The organism is Pontimicrobium sp. SW4, assembly GCF_039954625.1.
GTDB lineage: Bacteria > Bacteroidota > Bacteroidia > Flavobacteriales > Flavobacteriaceae > Pontimicrobium.
Genome location: NZ_CP157199.1, coordinates 1394470 through 1416820 on the forward strand (window position 1 = coordinate 1394470; position 22351 = coordinate 1416820).

At 31.0% G+C, this 22351-nt stretch carries 18 protein-coding genes; 5 read left to right on the forward strand and 13 right to left on the reverse strand.

Translation table 11 applies throughout. The annotated features are described in order from the left end of the window. Window positions 1–76 precede the first annotated feature (76 nt). From ABGB03_RS06680 to ABGB03_RS06690, 3 genes are all read right to left on the reverse strand, one after another. Window positions 77–913 (reverse strand): AraC family transcriptional regulator, encoded by an 837-nt coding sequence (locus ABGB03_RS06680; protein ID WP_347925915.1) that lies wholly within the window; start codon window positions 911–913, stop codon window positions 77–79. Window positions 914–1111: 198 nt separating this feature from the next. After that, window positions 1112–4399, reverse strand: coding sequence for a M1 family aminopeptidase (locus tag ABGB03_RS06685; RefSeq protein WP_347925917.1), 3288 nt, complete (start codon window positions 4397–4399; stop codon window positions 1112–1114). Between the two features lie 2 nt (window positions 4400–4401). Next, a complete protein-coding gene (locus ABGB03_RS06690) occupies window positions 4402–5289 on the reverse strand; it encodes an ATP-binding cassette domain-containing protein (RefSeq protein ID WP_347925919.1) in 888 nt (295 codons plus the stop codon). A gap of 213 nt (window positions 5290–5502) precedes the next feature. Between ABGB03_RS06690 and ABGB03_RS06695 the strand changes: the two genes are divergently transcribed. Both ABGB03_RS06695 and ABGB03_RS06700 read left to right on the forward strand, forming a co-directional pair. Beyond that, the gene (locus ABGB03_RS06695) at window positions 5503–6297 is read left to right on the forward strand and encodes a histidine kinase (protein WP_347925921.1); all 795 of its coding nucleotides are present in this window, start codon (window positions 5503–5505) and stop codon (window positions 6295–6297) included. Beyond that, complete coding sequence (locus ABGB03_RS06700) at window positions 6294–6995, forward strand: response regulator transcription factor (protein WP_347925923.1); 702 nt, start codon at window positions 6294–6296, stop codon at window positions 6993–6995. Before ABGB03_RS06695 ends, ABGB03_RS06700 begins: the two co-directional genes overlap by 4 nt. Window positions 6996–7486: 491 nt before the next feature. On the opposite strand, the gene ABGB03_RS06705 is transcribed toward ABGB03_RS06700, so the two are convergent. The 3 genes from ABGB03_RS06705 to ABGB03_RS06715 all read right to left on the reverse strand — a co-directional run bounded on the left by ABGB03_RS06705 (window position 7487) and on the right by ABGB03_RS06715 (window position 11758). Further along, on the reverse strand, window positions 7487–9472 hold the full coding sequence (locus ABGB03_RS06705) for a serine hydrolase (RefSeq protein WP_347925925.1): 1986 nt from the start codon (window positions 9470–9472) through the stop codon (window positions 7487–7489). Window positions 9473–9548: 76 nt separating this feature from the next. Further along, the gene (locus tag ABGB03_RS06710) at window positions 9549–10469 is read right to left on the reverse strand and encodes a hypothetical protein (RefSeq protein ID WP_347925926.1); all 921 of its coding nucleotides are present in this window, start codon (window positions 10467–10469) and stop codon (window positions 9549–9551) included. 44 nt (window positions 10470–10513) lie between these two features. Next, window positions 10514–11758, reverse strand: a complete 1245-nt coding sequence (locus tag ABGB03_RS06715) for a serine hydrolase (protein WP_347925928.1) — start codon at window positions 11756–11758, stop codon at window positions 10514–10516. Between the two features lie 204 nt (window positions 11759–11962). Between ABGB03_RS06715 and ABGB03_RS06720 the strand changes: the two genes are divergently transcribed. Beyond that, complete coding sequence (locus tag ABGB03_RS06720; RefSeq protein WP_347925929.1) at window positions 11963–12982, forward strand: histidine kinase; 1020 nt, start codon at window positions 11963–11965, stop codon at window positions 12980–12982. After that, window positions 12975–13658 carry a LytTR family DNA-binding domain-containing protein gene (locus ABGB03_RS06725; RefSeq protein ID WP_347925930.1) on the forward strand — a complete coding sequence of 228 codons (684 nt, stop codon included), beginning with the start codon at window positions 12975–12977 and terminating at the stop codon, window positions 13656–13658. Before ABGB03_RS06720 ends, ABGB03_RS06725 begins: the two co-directional genes overlap by 8 nt. 282 nt (window positions 13659–13940) lie before the next feature. Here ABGB03_RS06725 and ABGB03_RS06730 read toward each other — a convergent pair whose 3' ends face one another. The 4 genes from ABGB03_RS06730 to ABGB03_RS06745 form a co-directional block, all read right to left on the reverse strand. Beyond that, window positions 13941–14621: a CPBP family intramembrane glutamic endopeptidase gene (locus ABGB03_RS06730; RefSeq protein WP_347925931.1), complete on the reverse strand. Its 681-nt coding sequence runs from the start codon at window positions 14619–14621 to the stop codon at window positions 13941–13943. A gap of 1 nt (window position 14622) precedes the next feature. Next, a complete protein-coding gene (locus ABGB03_RS06735; protein WP_347925933.1) occupies window positions 14623–16056 on the reverse strand; it encodes a serine hydrolase in 1434 nt (477 codons plus the stop codon). Between the two features lie 109 nt (window positions 16057–16165). After that, window positions 16166–16870 carry a LytTR family DNA-binding domain-containing protein gene (locus ABGB03_RS06740; RefSeq protein WP_347925935.1) on the reverse strand — a complete coding sequence of 235 codons (705 nt, stop codon included), beginning with the start codon at window positions 16868–16870 and terminating at the stop codon, window positions 16166–16168. Then, complete coding sequence (locus ABGB03_RS06745; protein WP_347925937.1) at window positions 16870–17883, reverse strand: histidine kinase; 1014 nt, start codon at window positions 17881–17883, stop codon at window positions 16870–16872. The genes ABGB03_RS06740 and ABGB03_RS06745 overlap by 1 nt, the downstream gene beginning before the upstream one ends. A gap of 434 nt (window positions 17884–18317) precedes the next feature. On the opposite strand from ABGB03_RS06745, the gene ABGB03_RS06750 reads away from it, so the two are divergent. Beyond that, complete coding sequence (locus tag ABGB03_RS06750) at window positions 18318–20555, forward strand: hypothetical protein (RefSeq protein ID WP_347925939.1); 2238 nt, start codon at window positions 18318–18320, stop codon at window positions 20553–20555. Between the two features lie 122 nt (window positions 20556–20677). Here the strand turns inward: ABGB03_RS06750 and ABGB03_RS06755 are convergent, their stop codons facing one another. The 3 genes from ABGB03_RS06755 to ABGB03_RS06765 form a co-directional block, all read right to left on the reverse strand. Further along, on the reverse strand, window positions 20678–21139 hold the full coding sequence (locus ABGB03_RS06755) for a cold shock domain-containing protein (protein ID WP_347925941.1): 462 nt from the start codon (window positions 21137–21139) through the stop codon (window positions 20678–20680). 199 nt (window positions 21140–21338) lie between these two features. Continuing rightward, entirely contained in the window at window positions 21339–21530 is a 192-nt protein-coding gene (locus ABGB03_RS06760; RefSeq protein ID WP_121907488.1) for a cold-shock protein, read from the reverse strand. A 90-nt stretch (window positions 21531–21620) separates the two neighbouring features. Beyond that, entirely contained in the window at window positions 21621–22163 is a 543-nt protein-coding gene (locus ABGB03_RS06765) for a CIA30 family protein (protein WP_347925943.1), read from the reverse strand. Between the last annotated feature and the right edge of the window lie 188 nt (window positions 22164–22351).

The following is a 22351-nucleotide window of genomic DNA, read 5'->3' on the forward strand; positions in this document are numbered from 1 at the left end:
CTATAATAAATTATAGCATCAAATAAAGAGAATAATATGTAGAAAAAATTGGTTAATTGGGACAACTCAGGCTAGACTAAAATGTCCAATGAGGGCCATTAGTATGAATTTGTTTTGTTGAAGAGAAAAACTTTTTTGGATTAAAGCCTGTAAGAGATTTGAAATGATTAATAAACTCCGGTTGATCATAATATTGATTTTCAATCGCAACTTGAGTTAAACTTGGTTTTTTAACAGCTGCTTCGTACAGCGTAAGCGCTCTCCTAAATTTTACAACAGATTTAAATTCTTCAACAGAAAAACATAAATGCTTTCTAAATAATCTTAACAACGTTTTTCTGCTAATAGAAAGGTTACTGGCAAGTTCTTTAACTTTGGGGATTTCTGTAGCATTAAAAATAATATTCACAGCCTTAACAATACGCTCTTCTTCTATTTTTTTAAAGTGTGATTTAAAAAAAGAGTCTAATATTTCTCGTTTATTTTTCAAATTTGATTCCCTAAACGCTAAATCAGAAATAGTTATGAAATCTTTGCCAAAATAGTCAAAACGAGAAACTCGGTTATCAGTAACAACTTCACTCAATGGACGATTAATGAAATGATTGATTCCAAGGGGGTAGAAGACAATACCAATTTTATTAAAACTTCCTCTTAAACGCACTACTTTACTAGTTTTATTATTTATTGTTAAAAGGACTTCTGCTTGATTAGATTTAACAGGTATATACGTCCTTCCTTTTTCATTCAATACAACTCTAACATTTTTGTAAACATTTAGAGCCACCAAATAATGAGGGTGATATATAATATCTTTACTAAAATTCTCATTTTTTGATTCATGAAAATAATAATAAGCAATCCTCTTTGATAAATCTTTACACTTAGGTTGTATTGTTTTAAATGTATCCAATGCTTAAAAAATTATATATAGTTCTAGTAGTCTTTTTAACTTAAGCTTAAATTTTATGTCTGGCTAAAGATAATAACTCAGGAATTAATATTTATTGTCGCTTTACACCTATTAGTTTATCTCAATCAAATAATCAAAAGTATTTTCTATTTGTTATTTATTAAGGGTAAACTGGATATAGCTTTTTAATTCACAAAGTTACTCTTCTAATAGAGGCTTCACCTTTTCAAACAGATCTGTTATCAGATACTGAAGCGAATCTGGTGTTACCTCTCTAAAATAGCCTAATAAGTCTTGCGTTGTGGCGTATCTGTCCGTTTTTAACTTTAATGAACCATCTATAGTATTCCAATCTTCAAGAAAACACTTTAATGCTTTATTTACTCGCTCCTCTCCTATTGCTTTTTGAAACTCATACATATTGATAGCTCCTTTTGCATAATACACATAGTCTTGATTCTCCACCAAGGCAAGGGATGGTTCTTTTCCTGCTTCTCTATCTTTTCCTTTTGTATAAACCTCTTTTTGGGTTTCTAAAAACTGTAATACTTTTTCTTCGGAATACTTTTGCTTTAATACCATAATCGCTGCGTATTGCGACAAGGTTTCTAATATCATCAGTCGTCCCTTAACATTTGCTGCTTCTACTTGCATACCAAACCATTGATGCGCAATTTCATGAGCTGTTACGTAAAATGCCATATCTACATCTTTTTCATCATCTATATCCAAAACAAAACCGATAGCTTCTGAAAATGGAATGGTACCAGGAAATGATTGTGCAAATTCTGCATAACGTGGAAACTCCATAATACGCAATTGCTCGTATTGATATGGGTTAAAATTTTTACTGTAATAGTTTAGAGAAGCTTTCATAGAGGTTATCATTCTATCAATATTATAATCGTGCCCTTTATGGTAGTAAATTTCAAGATCTACAAATTTTTTTATTGAATCCTTATTTGAAGTCCATTTATCCTTCTTTATTTCATAGTTAGCAGATACTATGGAGTAAAAATTAATCATTGGAATCTCCATTTTATAATGAAAATAGTTACGTTTATTTTCTGTCCACTGTCTCAATAAATTCCCAGGGACTAAAGCTGTTTGATCTTTAGATGTGCCAATAATCATTTCAAAATGAATACCATCTGAATCACTACCAGACCTCGCATTTATAAGCTCATTTGCATCTTCTCTGTCTGCTTTATTAAATCGAATAGGTAAATTATAGTCTTCACGATCACTAGTATTGTTAAGTTCATATTTACGATTGTATCCTATGGTTGGTAAATCTGAATTATTGAAAAATGTTCCATTATTATTAATATTCACATTAGAGTTTCCCAATTCAAAACCTTTAGTGGTAAAGCTTTGCTTGAAATACATTTTTACAGAATCCCCAGACTTTAAAGCTGTATTTAGATTGAAAATGTAATAATCAAACTTTTTATATTGATTATCTAACATTGCTCCACCTTCAAAAGCTATGCTATCAATCATGGCATTCTCTTCAATAAGTTTTTGAATGTGAATGGATTTGATGTCTTCCGAATTGGTGTTTTTCAATATGTAATAGCCTTCAACTTTATAATCTCTAGTTTCAGGATACAGTTCTAATTGTAAGTTCACATCTATTAACTTAGGTTGTGGTATATATTCAAATTGCTTAAGCTCTTTTTCATATGCAACTCTAAAGTCAGTCGCATCTGAGTTAGTCCAATAGGTGTTTAAAATATTGGTATTGTAAAAGATAAAACTTCCAATAGTTATAAATGCTAAACAAACAACACTGACGAGTTTAAAAAGTGGCTTGCTTAACCTGTATTTGCTTGCTCTAAGACGCTTTACCAAGTTAGTTTCTGTACCTCGAACGATTACTAAAGATCCTATGATTAGCAATAGCATTCCGAAGAGAAACCAATACGATTTAATCCATAGATATGGTTTTAGAAAATGACCGTAACCATTCATATCTGAATATGCTCCTAAAGCGCTTCCACCGAAAAAGTATAAATCGTGATCAAACCCAAATAAGCCTAAAGCTATATTGACAGCAAAGAATATAATTACCAACATAACACCAACAAACTTATGATTAACAACAGATTGAATAAAAAATGCAACACAGGTATATAATGCTAAAAATGGTAAAATTTCTAGAAAGAATCCATTAAAGTAAACTTGAAATTTATATTCATAATAACCATTTACTGTTTGGAATATAATTCCTGAACCAATTAAAGCAAGCATTAAAACTACATAGATTAAGTTCAATCCAATAAACTTACCTAACAGCTTTATAAAGCTTGACATTGGTGTAGTATCATAAATAAGATCTAGTTTTGCAACTCGCTCTTTCCATACCAATTCTCCTGAATAAAATACTAAAAGGATAAGAAAGAAATACATGGAAGTTTCTTTAAGTTCTTCTACAATAAAATATGTAGCTGGATAACTATCCACTCCATATACAGTTCCTAGATTTACAGAATTAATAAGAATGATAATCATTCCACAAATAACAATTCCCCAAAAAGATGATTGCTTGCAAATACTTATGAAATAGAACCAAGAAAATTGTTTTAATTGGTTCCATTTAGATAGTAAACCATATTGCTTTTTAGCTTCAGGTATCACTACATTATCCTTTGCATTTGTATATTTAATAGCTAACGCTTGCTTTCTTTTAGATCGCTTTTCTTTAACCACATTAAAGTTGAATTTTTTATAACCATATAGCAACGCAACTATCCCAATAGACAACCAAAACAATTTGTTATACATAAGTGCTCCTATAAAAGGAATACTCTGTGTACTCTTTTCTAAAACTGACCAAGACTTTGTAACAAAAGTTGTTGTTGTCAATGAAAATGGATCTAGAATGGCTTGCCAAAACTCATTGGTAATAGATTTGGTTAGCATAAACAGAACAAATAAAAAGATGCCTTGTGTATATACGACAACTAGATTTCTGCTTAACGCTCCAGTGACAAAAAAGAGTGCTGCTCCAAAAAATAAGGTTGGCAAGGTTATCATTATAAATGTCTTTACATAAACCATGACATTAAATGCTAAAAAGTCTTCTGGATTTTGCCATGGCATAAATTCACCTAATATCATACCAAATAAAATGCCTGTAAATGCAAATAGTAACACAGTAAACGACCCTAAAAATCGACCTAATAAATAGTCTTTTTTGTTGATTGTCGTAGTAAACATCAATGACTCTATATTGTATTCAAAATCTCTTAACACAGAAACTCCCATAATCATAGAGGCTAAAATCATAAATATACCAGTAATTGCTCCCATCGTTTTTGCAATTACTATGGGTGAATTTTTTTTCATGAGCCCCATTTCTGAACCTTGAAAAATAAAGTCTACTCCAACAATTGAAAATAAAAAGAGAAACAGAAAGAACACATACGTGTCTGGTCGTTTAATTCGATATTGTAATTCGAATTTAAAAATAGCATACCACATAATTAGTTAGATTTAGAGTTATCATTATTAAAAATTTCTGAGAAATACACATCTTCTAATTCTGTATTAATAAGAGAAAAGCCATCTCCTGGATTCACATCACTTAAGACATGAATGGTTGGTTTTCCAAGAAATAGCTTTTCACTAATGACTTTATAATTTTGTTTATAAGCCTTTAATTCTTGCTTATGTATTGTTTTTTTATAGACTTTACCTTTTAGGTCTTCCAGTATTTGTAACGGATTTCCTTTTAAGCTAACTTCTCCTTGATTAATGATTGCCATATTTGTGCAAAGCTCCTTAACATCATCAACAATATGTGTAGATAAGATCACAACTGTATGCTCTCCTAATTCACTTAAAATATTATAAAATCGATTTCTCTCTACAGGATCCAACCCAGCAGTTGGTTCATCTACAATAAGTAATTTCGGATTATTAAGTAAGGCTTGTGCAATACCAAAGCGTTGCTTCATTCCACCAGAATAGCCTTTAAGATTTTGTTGTCGCACATCGTACAAATTAGTTTTATGCAACAATGCATCTACTAAATCTTTACGCTCACCTTTATGAGTAATTCCTTTTAGAACAGCAAAATGATTGAGTAATACTTCGGCAGAGATTTTAGGATACAAACCAAACTGTTGTGGTAAATAACCTAATACCTGACGCAATTCATTTTTTTGTTTTAATACGTCTATATCTCCAAGCGTAATAGATCCAGTATCTGCTTCTTGTAATGTTGCAATGGTTCTCATCAAAGTAGATTTTCCAGCGCCATTTGGTCCTAGTAAACCAAACATTCCTATTGGAATTTCTAAAGAAATGTTTTGCAATGCCTTAACACCATTAGAATAGGTTTTTGATAGATTGTTAATAATGAGTTCCATAATTGTTCGTTTTTTGAGTTACTATTTGACGCAAACTTATGCGTGTTTTCAACCTGACAAAAATGTTAGTGACACGAATAGATATATATGGGACAAACAGATTAAATTGATTTACAAAGGATGCTTAAATCACTTTTACATTAGTTTATCACGAATTACATATTGTTTATCAACTAATTTGTGCAAGGTGTTTTATTTAATTAATATTGACTTATGAAGTTTAAAATAACCGATAGAAAAAAGAAAATTATAAAGCGCATTTATAGAATAGCACTTATTCTTATTGGTATAATCATTATCATTTTCAATGACACCTTTGGTAAGCTTGAAGGGTTTGCAGAGTTTATACTTTTCTATTTTCTAATTTTAATTGCCACTATTTGTCATTGGCTTTTTATTCAAATCAAATCAATTATTCGATTAAAAAATGAAAAGTCTCAAACCGAACTCATGCACTTAAAAAATCAGGTAAATCCTCACTTCTTTTTTAACATGCTTAATAACCTTTATGGATTGGTTGAAAAAGACTCTAAAAAAGCACAAGAATTAATTTTAAAGCTTTCTGATATGATGCGCTATAGTATTTATGAAGGTCAAAATGAAACTGTATTATTATCTGAAGAAATAAGCTATCTACAGAATTATATTGAGCTTCATAAAATGCGCTATCATAAAGTTATTGATATGCAATTCAATATTGAAACAAAGGATAATGATTATGAAATAATGCCGCTACTTTTTATTATTCTTTTAGAAAATGCATTTAAACATGGTGTCGAAAATTTAAGAGATAATGCTTATGTGCATATTAATTTAGTAGCACACAATAATGAAGTGAAATTTGAAATTGAAAATAACTTTGATGCTATAGAAGATAATCAAGAATCTGGGATAGGTTTAAGAAACCTAAAACGAAGATTAGAGTTAGTGTATCCAAAAAATCATACTTTAACAATTACAAAAACTGATAATACCTATAACGCTAAATTGAATATTAATGGATTATGATTAAATATCTCATTATTGATGACGAACATATTGCACATGATATCATAAAAAAGTATTGTGATATGTTACCAAATTTAGAATTCAAAGCAGATTGCTATGATGCTATTGAAGCCATTGACTATTTAAGCGAGTATGATATTGATCTCATCTTTTTAGATTTAAATATGCCCAAGCTAAAAGGTTTTGAATTTTTAAAAACCTTATCCAATCCTCCGAAAGTTATTGTAACTACAGCATATAGTGAGTTTGCTTTGGAAGGCTACGAGCTAAATATTGTAGATTATTTATTAAAGCCATTTAGTTTTGAACGTTTTTTAAGTGCTATTAATAAAGTAACATCTTCAAAGACTAGCACATTAAAAAAAGAAAATAATGCAAACCTAAAACCTGAAGAAAAGTATATTTTTTTAAAGCAAAACAATAGTCATATTCAAGTAGATTTAGATACTATCTTATTTATTGAAGCCTCTGGTAATTATACCAAAATTATTACGAGTGATAATACCATAAGTATTCGTGAAAAAATATCTGATACTATACAATTGCTTTCTGATAATGATATTCTACAAGTTCATAAATCTTTTGCCATTGCAAAAATGCATATAAACAGTATTGAAGGTAATAGGATTTATATAGGAGATTATGTTATACCTATTGGCAAACTTTATAAGGCTAATGTCAATAAGCTTTTAACGTAGATTTGAATTGAGTATTGCTTTTTCATTCCACACACATTATGCTTTCTTCCTATGCTTCGACTTCGCCCAGCACAGGCTAGTCGCATAAAAAGTGTTTATTCACAAAGTTAATATTGTTTTAGAGGAGTTCATGAATCTCGTAAACTCGATTTCATTAACATCGTAGAAGAAATTTTTTAGAATAAATTTTTTCAAAAACAGTAGTAACAACTTTCGCTTTTAACCAAAGCTCAAGTTACATAACACGAGAACATTATATTAAAACAACATTGAGTTATAAATTCGATGTGTGTTACTATTTAGCTATAATTCTCTATTATGTAAAATATCCCAGAAACATCTGTTTTCATTAGAATAATTAGAATTTGGGTCATTAAACTGTTAAGCGGTTTGTTTCGCAGAGTTTATAAAACATTTGTATCTATAATTAAACGTTACATAAAATAGCTTCTTAACGACTTATATAGTGAGATATTGTTTTATTGGAATTATTACTTTACAAAGGCTGGGATAATAATCTCAGAAATTTGAGTCATTATTTTATCTTCTCCATCATGACCTGAAATTACAATAGTTAAATCAAGTTCTTCTATCACTATTACACGTTGTCCACCACCTCCCCAAGCAAATGCAGTATCATAACTTTTGTCACCTATCTTTACGAGTGTTTGGTACCAAAAATAGCCGTAACGATAGTCTTTAGGCATCCAATCTTGAGTAGGTTTCACAATTCCACTGGTGGCTTTGGCAAGATATTCTACAGAAATAAGCTGTTCGCCATTTAATTTACCCTTATTGAGAACCAAATTACCCAATTTGAGCATGTCGCGAGACAAGATACTTACACGCCACCCAGCTTCTGGAAAGCCGCTAATATGATTTGACCATTTATATTCTGTAATACCAAGTTTGTCAAGTAGCTCAGTTTTAATAAAGTTCTCAGCTGTTCCAGGGACAACGGCGTCAATGACCGTCATCACCAACATCGGATTAAAATTACCATATAAATACGTCTGAGACTCTTGGGTTATAGGTCCGCTTTGCTCCAGAAGCGTCTGAACCAGCCCCTGGCCTTTTAGTCGAACCGAATCTTTCTCAATGTCTTTCCATTTATCGTTATCTATAGTCAATCCTCCGTGCATGGTCAATGCCTTATGAAGTGTGATGCTTTCGGCACCTTTGGTGATTTTTTTTGGATCAACATCTTTTAGAAAACTAATCAAAGGTTTGTCTAAATCTTCCATGGATAGGTAACCCATTTGAATAGCTCTACCCAAAACCAAACTGGTATAAGCTTTTACTGCTGATGCTTGTCCATGAGGCAAGTTGATACGACCTTTTTTATAATAGGATTCAAAAACTAATTTGTTTTTGTGTGAAATGAGTACCGCATCATAGCTTCCATGTTTACCATCAAAAATCTCTTTTGACAGGTTGAGAATGGCCTTTTGATCATTGCTGTTTACCGATAATGTATCAACTAATATACCGTCGTTTCTGTCCTCTGGCGTTGTAGTGACAAATGCATTATTGAGATGCGGCATATCCCAGAATGAGACATCATAGTTTTCACTAGCCACAGGATTCATCAAGGATGACAACCAAGCGACACTACGAACTGCTGACATAGGAAATGCAGTTCCATGATTACCATGAATCACTTCTTTTAATACGGCTAAACCGTCATCTCTTCTATCCTTTAATAATTTAACAAACGCATCGATAGGTTCCACCATGTTTTCTTCTAATGAACCATGTGAAATGAATACATTGGCCTCCAGACTCGAGCTTCTATTTGAGGCCTCATAAGGTCCAAATTTAGTATTAAGTTCAGATAAATAATCAACTTCATCTTTAATCGTTGGACTACCAATAATGTAATTGTTAAAGGTATTAGGTTGCGTCATTAGTATATATGCACCAAATTCACCACTCAGTGAATACCCAAAATACGAGCGACTGTTTGGATTGGTTCTATAGGTATTATCGACATATTTAATGACATCATTGCGAATAAAGTCTAAATGTGTTTTGGCTTGACCCATTTGGTATTTTGCTTGAATTTCTGGCTTGCTGTGTTTGCTTATTGAGTAATCTCGAAACCGGCTAACATGCGCTCCTCTCTCTTTTTTTAGGTCTTCATTGATATCTAATTGCCAGGAAATTCCAACTAGAATTATATCTTCTAATATGTATTCTGTTGCCCCAGATAACATTTCGAGATGCCACATAGCATCTGTATAATAAAGAACAGGATAGGTTTTATTAGTATTCTCAGAATAATCTTCTGGCAATTCTATATAAAGCTCGTAGTTTCTTTCGGTCTTAGTATCTTTTATTGGGACGACCTGAATTTGTGGTAATACCAAGGAAGTTCCTTCTCCATTTGATGTGAACTCTTTTTCATTGCTTTCTTGTGCAAAGGCAGTGTTTAGCGATATAGCAAATGCCACTATTAGTAATTTAGTAATTTTCATGTTTTGTTATTTGTGTTTGCAATTTATAATTCCAACCCGCCAGCTAGCTCGTTTACTCTTTTCTATAAGTTCCGACCTATTTTGGTCTAAGTTTTTCAATAACTTCTGTGCTTACCCAATAGATATCTGCCAACCCAGGCTCAATATTTCTTTCGTCTCTGCCAAAAAACAAATACTTTCCATCTGGACTGATTCTTGGAGCCTTTTCATTAAGGATAGTGTTTATAGAATTTCCAAGATTTATTGGTTTTGTCCACGTTTCGTCTTTCTCTTTGAAATAAACATACATATCATTATCCTTTCTTCCATCTTCTTCGTTGTTCCGTTCAGTTACGATCAGGTAATCTTGAGATGGGGAAATGAAAGCATGATGACCAAATTCAATGTCAACTTCCCGTGCTTCGGGAAATTCGCCATTTTTATTGGGTGCATGATACATTTTGAATTTTGACAAATTGAAATAATAAAGGTCACCATTTTTGGCCTGATTAGGAAAAAACACAAGATCGTCGTTCACAGGTGAGTCGAGCAGCATTGCATCACTCCAAGAATCTTCTAAACGGTTTACATACCAGATTTTTTCATCTGCAAAAGCAGAGTCCATAGCTGTGAAATAAATCCTTTCACCATCAGGGCTAACAAATGGATGAAATTCTTCCTTTTTTTTCCCATTAGTAAAACCCACTCTTTTTATGGGAGTCCATTTATCATCTTCGAGTTTTGAGAAATAGATAGATGTTATCTCGGCTTCGTTTTTAGCTGCAAAATACATTTCAGTCAATTCAGGAGAAAACGAAACCGTGCCTTCAAACCTTCCATCAATTGAAACGATACCAGGTGCAAACAATTGAGGAATTAAATCTGGTGGTTTTTGATCAAAATAAAAACTTTCTTCTATTGAAGAGCCATCCTCTTTTGCGCTCGATTTTTCAGTTTTGCAAGCAATTAAAAATAATATCGATACTAGTACTGAGAATTTAATTATGTGGTTTTTCATTTCCTAATTTATTTTAGTTACTACCAACTCACCTATTGGTTATTTCATTCAAGATCAAACAGTCCAGATTTGGAAAGCTGTCGAGAAATGACATGAAGTTGATTGCTTTCCCGATCTGTATTGGCAGTTCCGAAAAATGCAATAACCAAATCTTTCGAAGGTGAGATATAAAGGCCTTGACCTCCATGTGCTCCTTTGTAAAAATCGCCATCATCGAATACGGCACCCCATTGATAACTGCTATATATCGTTTCTTTAAAATTCCGTGACATCGCCCTGAGGTTTATATTTACATTTCGGATTTTAGATAAGTGCGCATCAGAAATTATTGGATTGGCGCTCTTTCTTCCACTAGGTGTAAAAGCAAGACCAAATCTAGCAAGGTCTCGAAGTGTTGTTGACATGCCATCGGCATATGAAATAGAGGTCCCATTTTTATTGAATCCTAAAAGGGCACTATGTTCTGAACCTATCTTTCTCCATATTTCCTGTTCTACAAAATCGCGGAAGGTAAGACCACTAATTTTTTCAACTAGTAATGTTAATACCATAGCATCGGCATTCGACCATTGGAACTCCGTTCCTGATGGCTTAGCAGACTTTGCTTTAGCTAAATCTTTAATGGGGTCAAAACTTACCTCATAGTTCTCTAATGGGATGCGATCAATTCCGGAACTCATAGAAAGTATATCTAGTACTGAAACACCTTCCCAACCAGAATTTTTAAGGGCATCAAAGTAGTAATCTATAGGTTTGCTAGTATCGATTAAATGGCGATCCTCCAAAATAGCAATGGATGTACTAACAAAAACTTGGGTTATTACCATATTAATATGCAAATCGGTAGGAAACATTCTCGGATAGCCTTCAAAGACGATGTTGCCTTTATGAATTATAATTAACCCATTAACTTCTACTTGCTGTGCATAGTCGTTTAATGATAGTCCACCACCTTTTTTTAAATCTGTCGTGGTTATAAAATGTTTCACATCATCTCTTGGCGTTTCTTCAAGGATTTTTGGTGTATTTGACCTAAGTATGCGCGAGTGTTCCTTTATTTCGGAGAAGTTTAAATAATAATATCGTTCCAGATCACCATATTCGGTCCAATTGCCTCCTTCAAAAATGCGTTTATGGAATCCATAAATCTCTTCTTTTGTAAATCCAGAATAATTATACGTTTCATATTTTGGAGGTGCAATGCTTAAGGTATCGGAGTCATTTTTTGGATCGTTTTTACAGGCTAGAAAAAGAAGTATTAAAAGTAGTAGTCCTGTTATGTTTTTCATTATTTTCATAGTTTATAAAAGTTCGACACCATAATTAAATGTTGTATAAAAATATAGCATAATACATGCTTAAGACCTTAAATAGGACAAACCCAACAAATAAATGATAAAACCATTTCGTCATTGATATAACCCTTTTGTAAGAAATTAAAGAATATTGTTTTTGTAGATATTATCTTTATCAGATATTTAATAAAAGAGTTTATGATTAAAAAGACTTTTAAGGATACCATACTCCTTAACATAGGAGCTTTTGTATTGGTGCTCATCCTTGAACTATTAAGTGGATGGATGAGCATAGATCGATATGATTCACCTTTTTCTTTTTTTTTATGGGCACTTAAATATGCCATTAATATTATGGCAGTTATATGGGTAAATCATTTTGTTCTTATTCCTTATTTTTTTGATAAGAAAAGATATTTTATATACGGACTCTTGGTTATTGGGAGTATATTTCTTGTGGCATATTTAGAAGCTTATGCTAACAACAGTTGGCCTGGTGTTACTAAAACTTTTTTATTTCATTTTTATACTACAGGTACTGGAATGGCTGCCTTTTTTTTAAGAAGAAATATAATCATCCAAAGAGAAAATGCTGAGAAAGAAAATTTACAAAAGGAGATGGAGCTTACCTATTTAAAGGAGCAGGTGAATCCTCATTTTTTATTTAACTCCTTAAATAGTATTTATTCACTTGCCAGACAACAATCGCCAGAAACTCCAGATCTTGTCATGCAACTCTCAGAATTAATGAGATATCAATTAGAGAGTTCTAAAAAAGATACTGTTTTATTAAAAGAAGAGATTGAGTTTATAGAAAATTATTTGTTACTTGAAGAAAAAAGACTAAGTAAACGTTGTACTATTGAATTTTTAATTGGAGGAGATCTGTCGGAGTTAAGAATTGCTCCAATGTTACTCATCCCATTTATTGAAAATGCTGTTAAACATGGCGCTCAAAGCACTAACGAGCAGAGTACCATTGATATTTCTGTCTCTATAAAAAATTCTGTCCTTCATTTTTATGTAGATAATTCGAAGCCTCCCATGGTCTCTACATCTAAAAGAAAAGGTCTCGGTCTTGAAAATGTAAAAAGGCGTTTAAACCTTTTATATCCTAATTCTCACGCATTAAAAATTGAGGATACCGAAGAAGGTTATCATGTGAATTTATCAATAGATTTTAAAGTTTCAAAATTAAAAAATACAGTTAATGATTAAAGTAGGTATTGTAGATGATGAAATATTAGCGCGTAAAGTGCTAGAGGAGTATTGTTCTAAAATTGACAACTTAGAAATAGTACTAAGTACAGGGAATCCGCTTGAATTTATCAATTTCGCTCAACAAAATAATGTTGATCTCATCTTTCTAGATATTGAAATGCCCGAACTTAATGGTATGGAAATTTTACGCTCTATGATAAAACCACCTAAGGTTATTTTAACTACAGCTTATTCTGAATATGCATTGGAAAGTTATAATTACAGTGTTGTAGATTATTTATTAAAACCTATAAAAATTGAGCGCTTTTTAAAAGCCATCAACAAAGTGTCAGCTTCAAAAATAGCACAGCCAAAAAAAAATAGTAGCACTGATGAACTTCAAATAAAACATGACGGCATACCTGTGAATATCTCATTTAAGTCCATTCTGTATATTCAAAGTTTTGGAAATTATTTGAAAATTTTTACAGATTCAAGAATGTACCTTATATCTGAAACACTAATTAATATCACTACATTATTATCTGAAAATTTCCAACGCACACATAAATCATACATTGTCAATTTAAATAGAGTTTCAGAAGCAAGCAGAACACATTTGTTAATTGAAAACAAAAAAGTGCCAGTAAGTGCTATGTATAAGGTAATTGTATTTGAAAAATTGGAAGCATAAGCGAAATTATAAAATAGTTAATTTCCATTCTACATACCCTTTTTCCCTCCTACACTTCTACTTCACACACAGGCCATTATAGTATATTTCAACTATTTTATTTATCTTGTGGATAAAGCAATATTTAGGAAAGACAGCGCGCTGGCCAATGTGCATTCATTTCTATATCGCTATAATTCCATATTATGTAAATATCCTAGAAACATTCATTTTCTTATTAATAATTAGAGCTTGGTTCATTAAAATTTAATTACCCGATTCTCATGGGTTTTGATTTTTAAATTATATCAAAGACATCGTATTCATAGCACAATGCGCAATAATAACTGGCCATAGATTACGATCTAACTTCACGTAAGCGATTCCCATAATAATTCCGATTAAAGCTACAGAAATTGATCGTTCAGAGATATCATATGAATGTCTAAATCCCCAAATGCAAGCTTGAATTATTATGGCAATTACGGTTTTAAATTTTACATTTGAGAATAAGCCCTCAACCCAAGTGATTAGGAATCCGCGTTCTAATAATTCTTCTAAAGCAGATTGTAACCATACAAAAATGATAATCGAAAAGACATAGCCATAATCGCCATTACTCAAAGAATACCCTTTAATTGTACCTTTAGCAGCCTCACTACTTTCTTTAACTACAGCAAATTGATCTTGTATAATATTAAAAATAAGAAACGTTGCTATAACAGTAACAAAAATTATTACCGAACTTAATAGTGCTTTTTTTATGTTTTTGGGACGAGATAAACCTAAAATTTTCCAGGTTACACCTCGTCTTTTCATCATCCAAGTAGCGACTAATAAAGTAGTTCCTGAATATAAAAAACCTGTTACTAAATAATGTGTATTTGGAATGGATGTTTCCCTAATTAAAAACATTATTGCTATGTATGCAACTAAATCAATAAAATAACTTAACCTCAATTCCTTTTTTAGTTCTAACCTCATTTTATAAATCTTTACTTAGTTTTTTCTTAAATCTTTCTAAAGTAGATTGAAAAGAACTTAACAATCTGTGAGAGTGTTTTTTTGCTAACTCAACTGCTTTTTCGTAGTTTTTAAGTGCTAAATCGTATTGCTCATTTTTTTCATAAGCTTCACCTAAACTGTCATACATATTAGCCTCATTAGGAAATAAATGTGCATTTAGCTTAAATAGTTTAATTGCAAATTCTATATCATTTTCTTTAATAAATTCGTATGCAATACTATTCAGTCTTTGTGGGTGTTTTAACGAATAGTTATTTTTTGTAATGTACTCGGTAATATCTTCAAATTGTCTAAAAGCTTTTATCTTGTTTTTATTTTTATATATAAAAAAGCGTAATCTTTCTTTGGGTAATTGATATGCTTTATTATATAAAATATATTCAATATAATGCGCTATGTTTTTGGCTATCATATCGTAATTTGATAGTACAATGATGGTATATTTATCCTTTAAATATCTAGAGAAATACGATGAAAACCCAGGCATTCCTCCGCTATGACCAATAACAAGATTCTCTTGCCTGTTTTCTACCTGAAATGCTAAACCGTAGGTAACTTTTAGTGCTTTGAACATCTTTTTTTTGGAAGCTTCATTAATTAAGCTAGAACCATAAAGCGCTTGGTCAAATTTTAGCATATCTCCTACTGTAGATAGAATTCCTCCATCTGGATATGGAGAGCTACTTAGAAAGTAATTATTCTGATATTTACCTGAAATAGATTTCATATATCCTGTTGCTCTATTTTTAACTACTTCATCACCAAATCTCATTGCTGTGTTTTGCATTTGAGTTGGTTCGAGAATATTTTTAGTTATATATTCAGCATAAGATTGACCCGTAATTTCTTCAATCACTGCACCTAATAATACCATTCCTGAATTTGAATATGCAAATCGTTTACCAGGGATTGTAAACTCCATTTTTTGCTCATAAATAACAGGCAATAAATCATTTATGCTTTTGTATCCATGTCTGTTTGATCGATAATCTGGATGTCTCATATAACTTCCTACGCCTGATGTATGGGATAGTAAATGAAAAATTGTGATTTTATCTCCTAAAGGAAAATCTTTCAAATATTTAATAACAGGATCATTGATATTTAGCATCCCTCTTTCATGCAACTGCATTATAGAAACTCCGGTAAACATTTTCCCCATTGATGCAATGTTAAACTTAGTATCTATGTTGTTTTTTATCCCGTAACTCTTATTTGCATATCCAAAGGCTTTTGCGTATAATATTTTTCCTTCTTTAGCTAGAAGTACGGTTCCAGAGAATTGATCTAATGCTATATGTTCTTGCATCATTTCCTCAATCTTTTGATTGATTGTTTGTGCGTATATAGTTGAAGATAAGAAAATAATGGTAATAATTAATACTCGAATCATTGATGTATATTTTAAAATGAATACATCAAAATTGAATAATCTTACTTATTTTTTAAAATGAAATAGATATCTACAGAAGATAAATAGACGTTTAAGGGTATTTCATCTATTATTGAAAATCAGATTTGATGAATTTCAAAAAATTATTTTTATATTTTTCTGAAACAGGAATGTATTTATCTCCAAAAACAATACGATTGCGCTCAATAGTTGTAATCTTTTTTAGGTTTACCATAAACGAGCGATGTACACGCATAAACTGGCTTTTGGGCAATTCTTCTTCTAAAGATTTCATGCTTTTTAAGGTAAGAATAGGTTTTTCTGAATGAACAGTATAAAGCTTTAAATAGTCTTTAAGACCTTCAACATAAATCAAATCTTTTAAATCAATCTTAATTAATTTATAATCTGATTTGACAAAAATATAATCATCAATTGCCACTTGAGTAGAGCCTTGAAGTATTTGCAGTTTCGCTTTACTAGCAGCTGTGAGAAATTCGGGATAACTGATTGGTTTTACTAAATAATCAATGGCATTTACTTTATAACTTTCTAGTGCAAATTCTTCAAACGCAGTCGTAAAAATAATTTTAGCCTTGCTATTTAAAATTAATTTTGAAAACTCCATCCCTGATAAATTTGGCATTTGTATATCTGAAAAAATTAAATCAACAGATTCTTTTTCTAATAGTTCTATAGCAGCAATAGCACTATTACATTTAGCTATTAGCTTTAAAAATGGTGTAGCTCTAACATAATCTTCTAACAAGTTAAGCGCTAAAGGCTCGTCATCAATTAAAATACAAGTTAACATTATGCTTTATATTTAAGTGTTAGTTGTGCACTATAGGTACTATTTTCTTCTTTAGTAATCAAATTGAATTTATTTGGATATAAAATATCTAACCGCTTTTTTAAGTTTTCTAACCCAATTCCAGAATCTGTGATTTTTTCTTTTTCTGGAAAGGATGAATTGATTACTGAATAGTTTATGTGGTCTTTTTCAATTGTCAAATCAATAGTTATAAAACTATCTTTTATTGCATCAATTCCGTGTTTAAAAGCATTTTCTACAAAAGTAATTAATATCAGTGGCGCTATTTTTATAGGTTGATTCACAATTGGGAAGTTTTTCTCAAGGGTTAGATTAGAAGATACTCGTAATTGCATTAAATCTATATAACGCACTAGAAATTCTATTTCTTTAACTAGTGGAACTTTATTATTAGAAGCATCATGCAAAACATAGCGCATCATTTTACTCATAGTATGTATGGATTGTTTGGCTTTAACCGGAGATATATCAATCAATGCATATATATTATTCAGTGTATTAAATAGAAAGTGTGGTTGAACTTGATACTTTAAATATTTAATTTCTGCGTTTAATTGAGTTTGTTTTATTTGTTGCAGTAATAACTTATTTTTATTTAAATGTGCATTTACTTTCAACGCTACACACATACCAATACTTAAAATTATGGGTAAAATGACTTGAACCGTGGTCATTGCACCGCTTCTTATTTCGCGTAGTGGCTCTCCATTTAATGATGGATGAAATATAGCATTACCTACTATAAAACCTATTAAGATAAATAGAATTACAATAAGAAATACATTTAGTATATAAAATTGAAGCTTTTTATTTTTTAGAAAAAAATGTTCGACTAAAACAAAATAGTTAACATAAAAAGCTATAAAAATACTTGTTAAAGACAACCAATTTCTATAAATAAGATATTGATCATTTAAAGATGCCAACGGATAAATGAACAATATCAACCACAAAATAAAATGCAACCCTATTTTTAGATAATTTAATTTCATTTTTAATTTAAAAGACTAAAGTAATATAAAGAATGTTTGTGTTATAATTTAATAGATGATCTATAATTTATTATGGAAGTTTGATGAGCTTTTATCTACTAATTGGTGTAAAGTAGCATCCCAAAACTATAATTACATAATCACCTTACTAATAACAACATAAATGGCATTCCACATACATTGCATTATTCTCTTATTGTCGTTTCGTGTAATAAGTGTTCCATTAAGATTGTAAAAAAGCTTTGGAGAAGAAAACTCTTTAAAGATAAATTAGTAAATGAAACTATTGCTTTTGCCAAAGCAAAGTAACATAATGCTGACCATTATAGTACATTAACTTGAGAATAGTATCACATTTAAAATTGTATTATATTTACTAAGAGCACTTTATAGTTAATTAGCTAAATCACTTATACATTTTAAAAAAAATCTTTATGGCAAACCCCATAAATAAACCACATAAGTTTGGCACCTTTTTAGGTGTTTATACACCTAGTATATTAACAATACTCGGTCTAATTATGTATTTGAGATTTGGTTGGGTTGTTGGTAATGTAGGCTTTACTAAGACAGTCATTATTGTTTTAATGGCTAGTTCTATTACGTTTATTACTGGATTGAGTGCTTCAGCTATAGCAACAAATATTAAAGTTGGTGTTGGTGGCGAATATTTTATGATTTCTCGAAGTCTCGGTCTCGAACCTGGAGGCGCTATTGGTATTCCTTTATATTTATGTAGAACTTTAAGTGTTACATTTTATTGTTATGGTCTTTCTGAAGCAATTTTAGTATTATGGCCAGAAAGTCGAGGCATTTTGCCTTCATATGCCTTACAAGGGTTAACTATTGGTTTCATAGTTATAGTAACAGCATTATCTGGTAAAAGTGCTAAACTAGTGTTAAAATCACAAATTCCAATAATGATTATTGTAGGTGCTTCTATTCTTGCTTTAATAATAGGCGTACTTAGTAATGATATTCACATGCCAATTACTGAAGCAACCTATCAAACTGCACCTGAAGGGTTTTGGTATGTGTTTGCTGTGTTTTTTCCTGCAGTTACAGGGTTTACGGCTGGAATTGGATTAAGTGGTGATTTAAAGAACCCTCAAAAATCAATTCCAAAGGGGACATTGGGTGCAGTAGTAAGTGGCGCAATTATTTATCTTATCATTCCATTACTTCTAGCCATAACTGGAGCTTTAACTTTAGAACAAATAGCAGACCCAGAAGCAGGCGTCACTATTTGGACACGTTTAGCAATTTTTGGACCTTGGATTGTTTACCCAGCAGTTTGGGGAGCTGTTTTATCTTCAGCATTTGGAAGTATTTTGGGTGGCCCTAGAATTCTTCAAGCATTGTCTATGGATGGTATTGTTCCTAAGTTTTTATCAAAGCTTTCTAAATCAGGACAACCAACAATCGCTACTTGGATAAGTGGCATTATTGCAATAGCCGCTGTTTTTCTGGGTGGTTTAAATACAATTGCACAATATGTTTCTGTATTATTTTTAACACTTTATGTTGCAGTTAATGTGAGTGCAGCTACCGAGCAACTTATTAAAGAGCCTTCTTATCGTCCAAAGATTCATGTGCATTGGATGATTTCACTTTTGGGAGCTATTGCAGCAATGGTAGTTATGTGGTTAATAAATCCTTTAGCATTTTTATTTGCGCTTGGATTAGAAGCACTAATTTTTATTTATTTAATAAGCAAAAAACTAGAACAACAATGGGGAGATGCCTCAACTGGAATATGGATGCATATGAGTAGATATGCTTTATTACGATTAAACACAAAAAAGATACATTCTAGAAATTGGCGTCCTATTATCATATTATTTATTCGAGATATTAAAGAGCATATTCAATTAGTAAAATTTACTGAAATGCTAGGTCAAAATAGTGGTTTATTAACTATTTCTAAACTTGTAACAATTAATGACACAGTTGAATTTGAACGTCGAAATGAATTAGCTTTTGAAATGCAAAAAGATCTTGCCAAACAAGGATTGCAAGCTTTAACAGAAATAAATGTAGTTGATGATTTTAAACGAGGTATGTTAGAAGTAGCTACTTCACATGGTGTTGCTGGAATAAAAACCAATACTGTAGTATTTGGTTGGTCGAGTTCGAAAGAAGGGAAAGTTCAAGAATTACAAATTATTAACGAGTTATCATTAACAGGAAAGAATATTTTAATGGCACATTTTAATAAACCTTTTAATGATCGTGCAAAAAAACGTATTGACATTTGGTGGAGAGGTAAAGATAATAATGCTGATTTAATGCTTCTTCTCTCCTACTTAATTAAACTAAATAATAAGTGGAAAAAAGCTGAAATAAATATTTTCTCTATTGTAGATTCAGAAGAAGAAAAGCATAGAATGGATCAGTACATTCAATTTTCAACACGTGAAGCACGTATAGATGCTGAAATACATGTTTTAATTAAAAACAATGAAGACATAGTAGCCTTACTTATTGAAAAAAGTAGTAAAGCCGATCTTGTCTTTTCTGGATTAGCTCGTGGTAATAATAATTTGGATAAACGTATTGAAGTTTTGGAGCATATTGCCTCCAAATTAAGGTCTGTTATTTTTGTTCAAAATAATGGAATGGTAAACGAAATCCCGATTATTTTTAATTCTTCAAGAAATGATGTTAATTGAGTATTTATTAATCGTTTTTTAACCTTTTATTCATTTATTGACTCATATGATAATCCTTCTTGTTTTATCATATAAAAAGAAACTGCAATGCACAAGCGAATTGAAAGTGTTTAATAAAAAAATTACTTGATTAATGTTACTTTTACGGCATTCATACCTTTCATTCCTTTTTCAAGCTCAAAAGATACTTTGTCGTTTTCGGTAACTTCATCAATAATACCACTTATGTGCGTAAAATATTTTTCTTGATTTTCGGAATCTACTATAAATCCAAATCCTTTTGATGAATCGAAAAAAGATACAGTTCCATTTCTAACTGGATCTATTTCTTCTCTATCGCTTTCTAAAGTTCTAGGAATACTTATTTCTATGTGTTTTGCCTTTACTTTAATTTTTTTTGATGGATCTGGAGGTGTATCAGTTAAATTACCATTATGATCTACATAAGCAAACTCAATGCCTTTCTTCCCGCCTTCTTCTCTTTCAAGTTTTCGAGCTTCCATTTTCTTTCTCTTATCCTCACGCTTTTTTAAACGCTTTTTTTCTTTTTCACTCTTGTTAAATGTTTGCTGTGATTTTGCCATTTATATTTTTAAAATGTTTTAACTAATAATAGTCTTAATTCTTCAAAGATACCGCATACGCTAAAACTATGCAAAGAATAATGCAAACATATCTTTTATTTAAAGCATTGTTTTATGAATAATAATTATTGAAAATACTTAAAAATAAAAAGCCCATCTAATTATAGATGGGCTTTTGTAACATAGTTAAGCGTATATGTTATAAAACTTTTACGTTTACTGCATTCAATCCTTTTTTACCTTCTGTAAGATCAAATTCAACTTCATCGCCTTCACGAATTTCATCTATTAATCCAGAAATGTGTACAAAATGTTCTTTGTTTGAACCTTCTTCAGTAATGAATCCAAAACCTTTGGTATCATTGAAGAATTTTACTGTTCCTTTACTCATTGTTAAAATATTTAATAATTACTATTTAGTAGGCAAAGATAGTGCCAGAAAGTTTATAAAACTATTTTTTGTACAATAAATTCAAAATAGTCATTTAATCAACATGATACTTGCTATATTTAGTTGAAAGGATTCGTTGGTTTTATTACCAATTAAAAACGCAATTTCCTCCATCTTTTCCCCTTTATAATTTGGTGCATTTACTTTGTTACCTCTAAATTGAGGTATAAACTTCTTGAAAGGAATTATAATTGTTTCCCAGTCTCCAGTTGTTTCAAAGTTTGAAACATATGAATAGCGTTGACGCTTGTCGCTCTTTATTCTAAACTGATAAGGTATACCATCTCCTTTTACTCTAATCGCTATTTTATTAAAGGCTGAAACATCTTTTGGTTTGAATTGATATCGCAAAGAAGAAAAGCCACCATTATTTTCGGTTGTCACATCTCCATAATAAATTATATTTCCAGTTTTACTCATTTTAACATTCCCCCTAGATAAACCACCCATTACCCTATCATCTAGAATAAACCAGTTTTTTAGCGTTTTGGAATCCTTATAATCAAAAATGATATTTGAAGAAGTGTCTTGATTTAATAATATAAGTAGCACCATAAGTACATTTATTTTCATTTTGTTAAAAAATTAATTTAACAAAAATAACAAATCGTATAGTTTCTTTTAACCAATTTAACTGTTAGTTTTCTTCTTTAACGTTTTGGTTACGAGTAAAAAAGGCTTGTTGAAAAATATTGAATCTTTGTTATTGGGGTACTTAATTAGGTTTAAATGTTTATATATTATCCACTATTTAAATTTTT

What these genes read in the sequence shown, in the direction of transcription:
- ABGB03_RS06685 (WP_347925917.1), bottom strand. Translation starts at nt 4,399, where the DNA reads ATGTGGTATGCTATTTTTAAATTCGAATTACAATATCGAATTAAACGA.
- ABGB03_RS06690 (WP_347925919.1), bottom strand. Translation starts at nt 5,289, where the DNA reads ATGGAACTCATTATTAACAATCTATCAAAAACCTATTCTAATGGTGTT.
- ABGB03_RS06695 (WP_347925921.1), top strand. Translation starts at nt 5,503, where the DNA reads ATGAAGTTTAAAATAACCGATAGAAAAAAGAAAATTATAAAGCGCATT.
- ABGB03_RS06700 (WP_347925923.1), top strand. Translation starts at nt 6,294, where the DNA reads ATGATTAAATATCTCATTATTGATGACGAACATATTGCACATGATATC.
- ABGB03_RS06705 (WP_347925925.1), bottom strand. Translation starts at nt 9,472, where the DNA reads ATGAAAATTACTAAATTACTAATAGTGGCATTTGCTATATCGCTAAAC.
- ABGB03_RS06710 (WP_347925926.1), bottom strand. Translation starts at nt 10,469, where the DNA reads ATGAAAAACCACATAATTAAATTCTCAGTACTAGTATCGATATTATTT.
- ABGB03_RS06715 (WP_347925928.1), bottom strand. Translation starts at nt 11,758, where the DNA reads ATGAAAAACATAACAGGACTACTACTTTTAATACTTCTTTTTCTAGCC.
- ABGB03_RS06720 (WP_347925929.1), top strand. Translation starts at nt 11,963, where the DNA reads ATGATTAAAAAGACTTTTAAGGATACCATACTCCTTAACATAGGAGCT.
- ABGB03_RS06725 (WP_347925930.1), top strand. Translation starts at nt 12,975, where the DNA reads ATGATTAAAGTAGGTATTGTAGATGATGAAATATTAGCGCGTAAAGTG.
- ABGB03_RS06730 (WP_347925931.1), bottom strand. Translation starts at nt 14,621, where the DNA reads ATGAGGTTAGAACTAAAAAAGGAATTGAGGTTAAGTTATTTTATTGAT.
- ABGB03_RS06735 (WP_347925933.1), bottom strand. Translation starts at nt 16,056, where the DNA reads ATGATTCGAGTATTAATTATTACCATTATTTTCTTATCTTCAACTATA.
- ABGB03_RS06740 (WP_347925935.1), bottom strand. Translation starts at nt 16,870, where the DNA reads ATGTTAACTTGTATTTTAATTGATGACGAGCCTTTAGCGCTTAACTTG.
- ABGB03_RS06745 (WP_347925937.1), bottom strand. Translation starts at nt 17,883, where the DNA reads ATGAAATTAAATTATCTAAAAATAGGGTTGCATTTTATTTTGTGGTTG.
- ABGB03_RS06750 (WP_347925939.1), top strand. Translation starts at nt 18,318, where the DNA reads ATGGCAAACCCCATAAATAAACCACATAAGTTTGGCACCTTTTTAGGT.
- ABGB03_RS06755 (WP_347925941.1), bottom strand. Translation starts at nt 21,139, where the DNA reads ATGGCAAAATCACAGCAAACATTTAACAAGAGTGAAAAAGAAAAAAAG.
- ABGB03_RS06760 (WP_121907488.1), bottom strand. Translation starts at nt 21,530, where the DNA reads ATGAGTAAAGGAACAGTAAAATTCTTCAATGATACCAAAGGTTTTGGA.
- ABGB03_RS06765 (WP_347925943.1), bottom strand. Translation starts at nt 22,163, where the DNA reads ATGAAAATAAATGTACTTATGGTGCTACTTATATTATTAAATCAAGAC.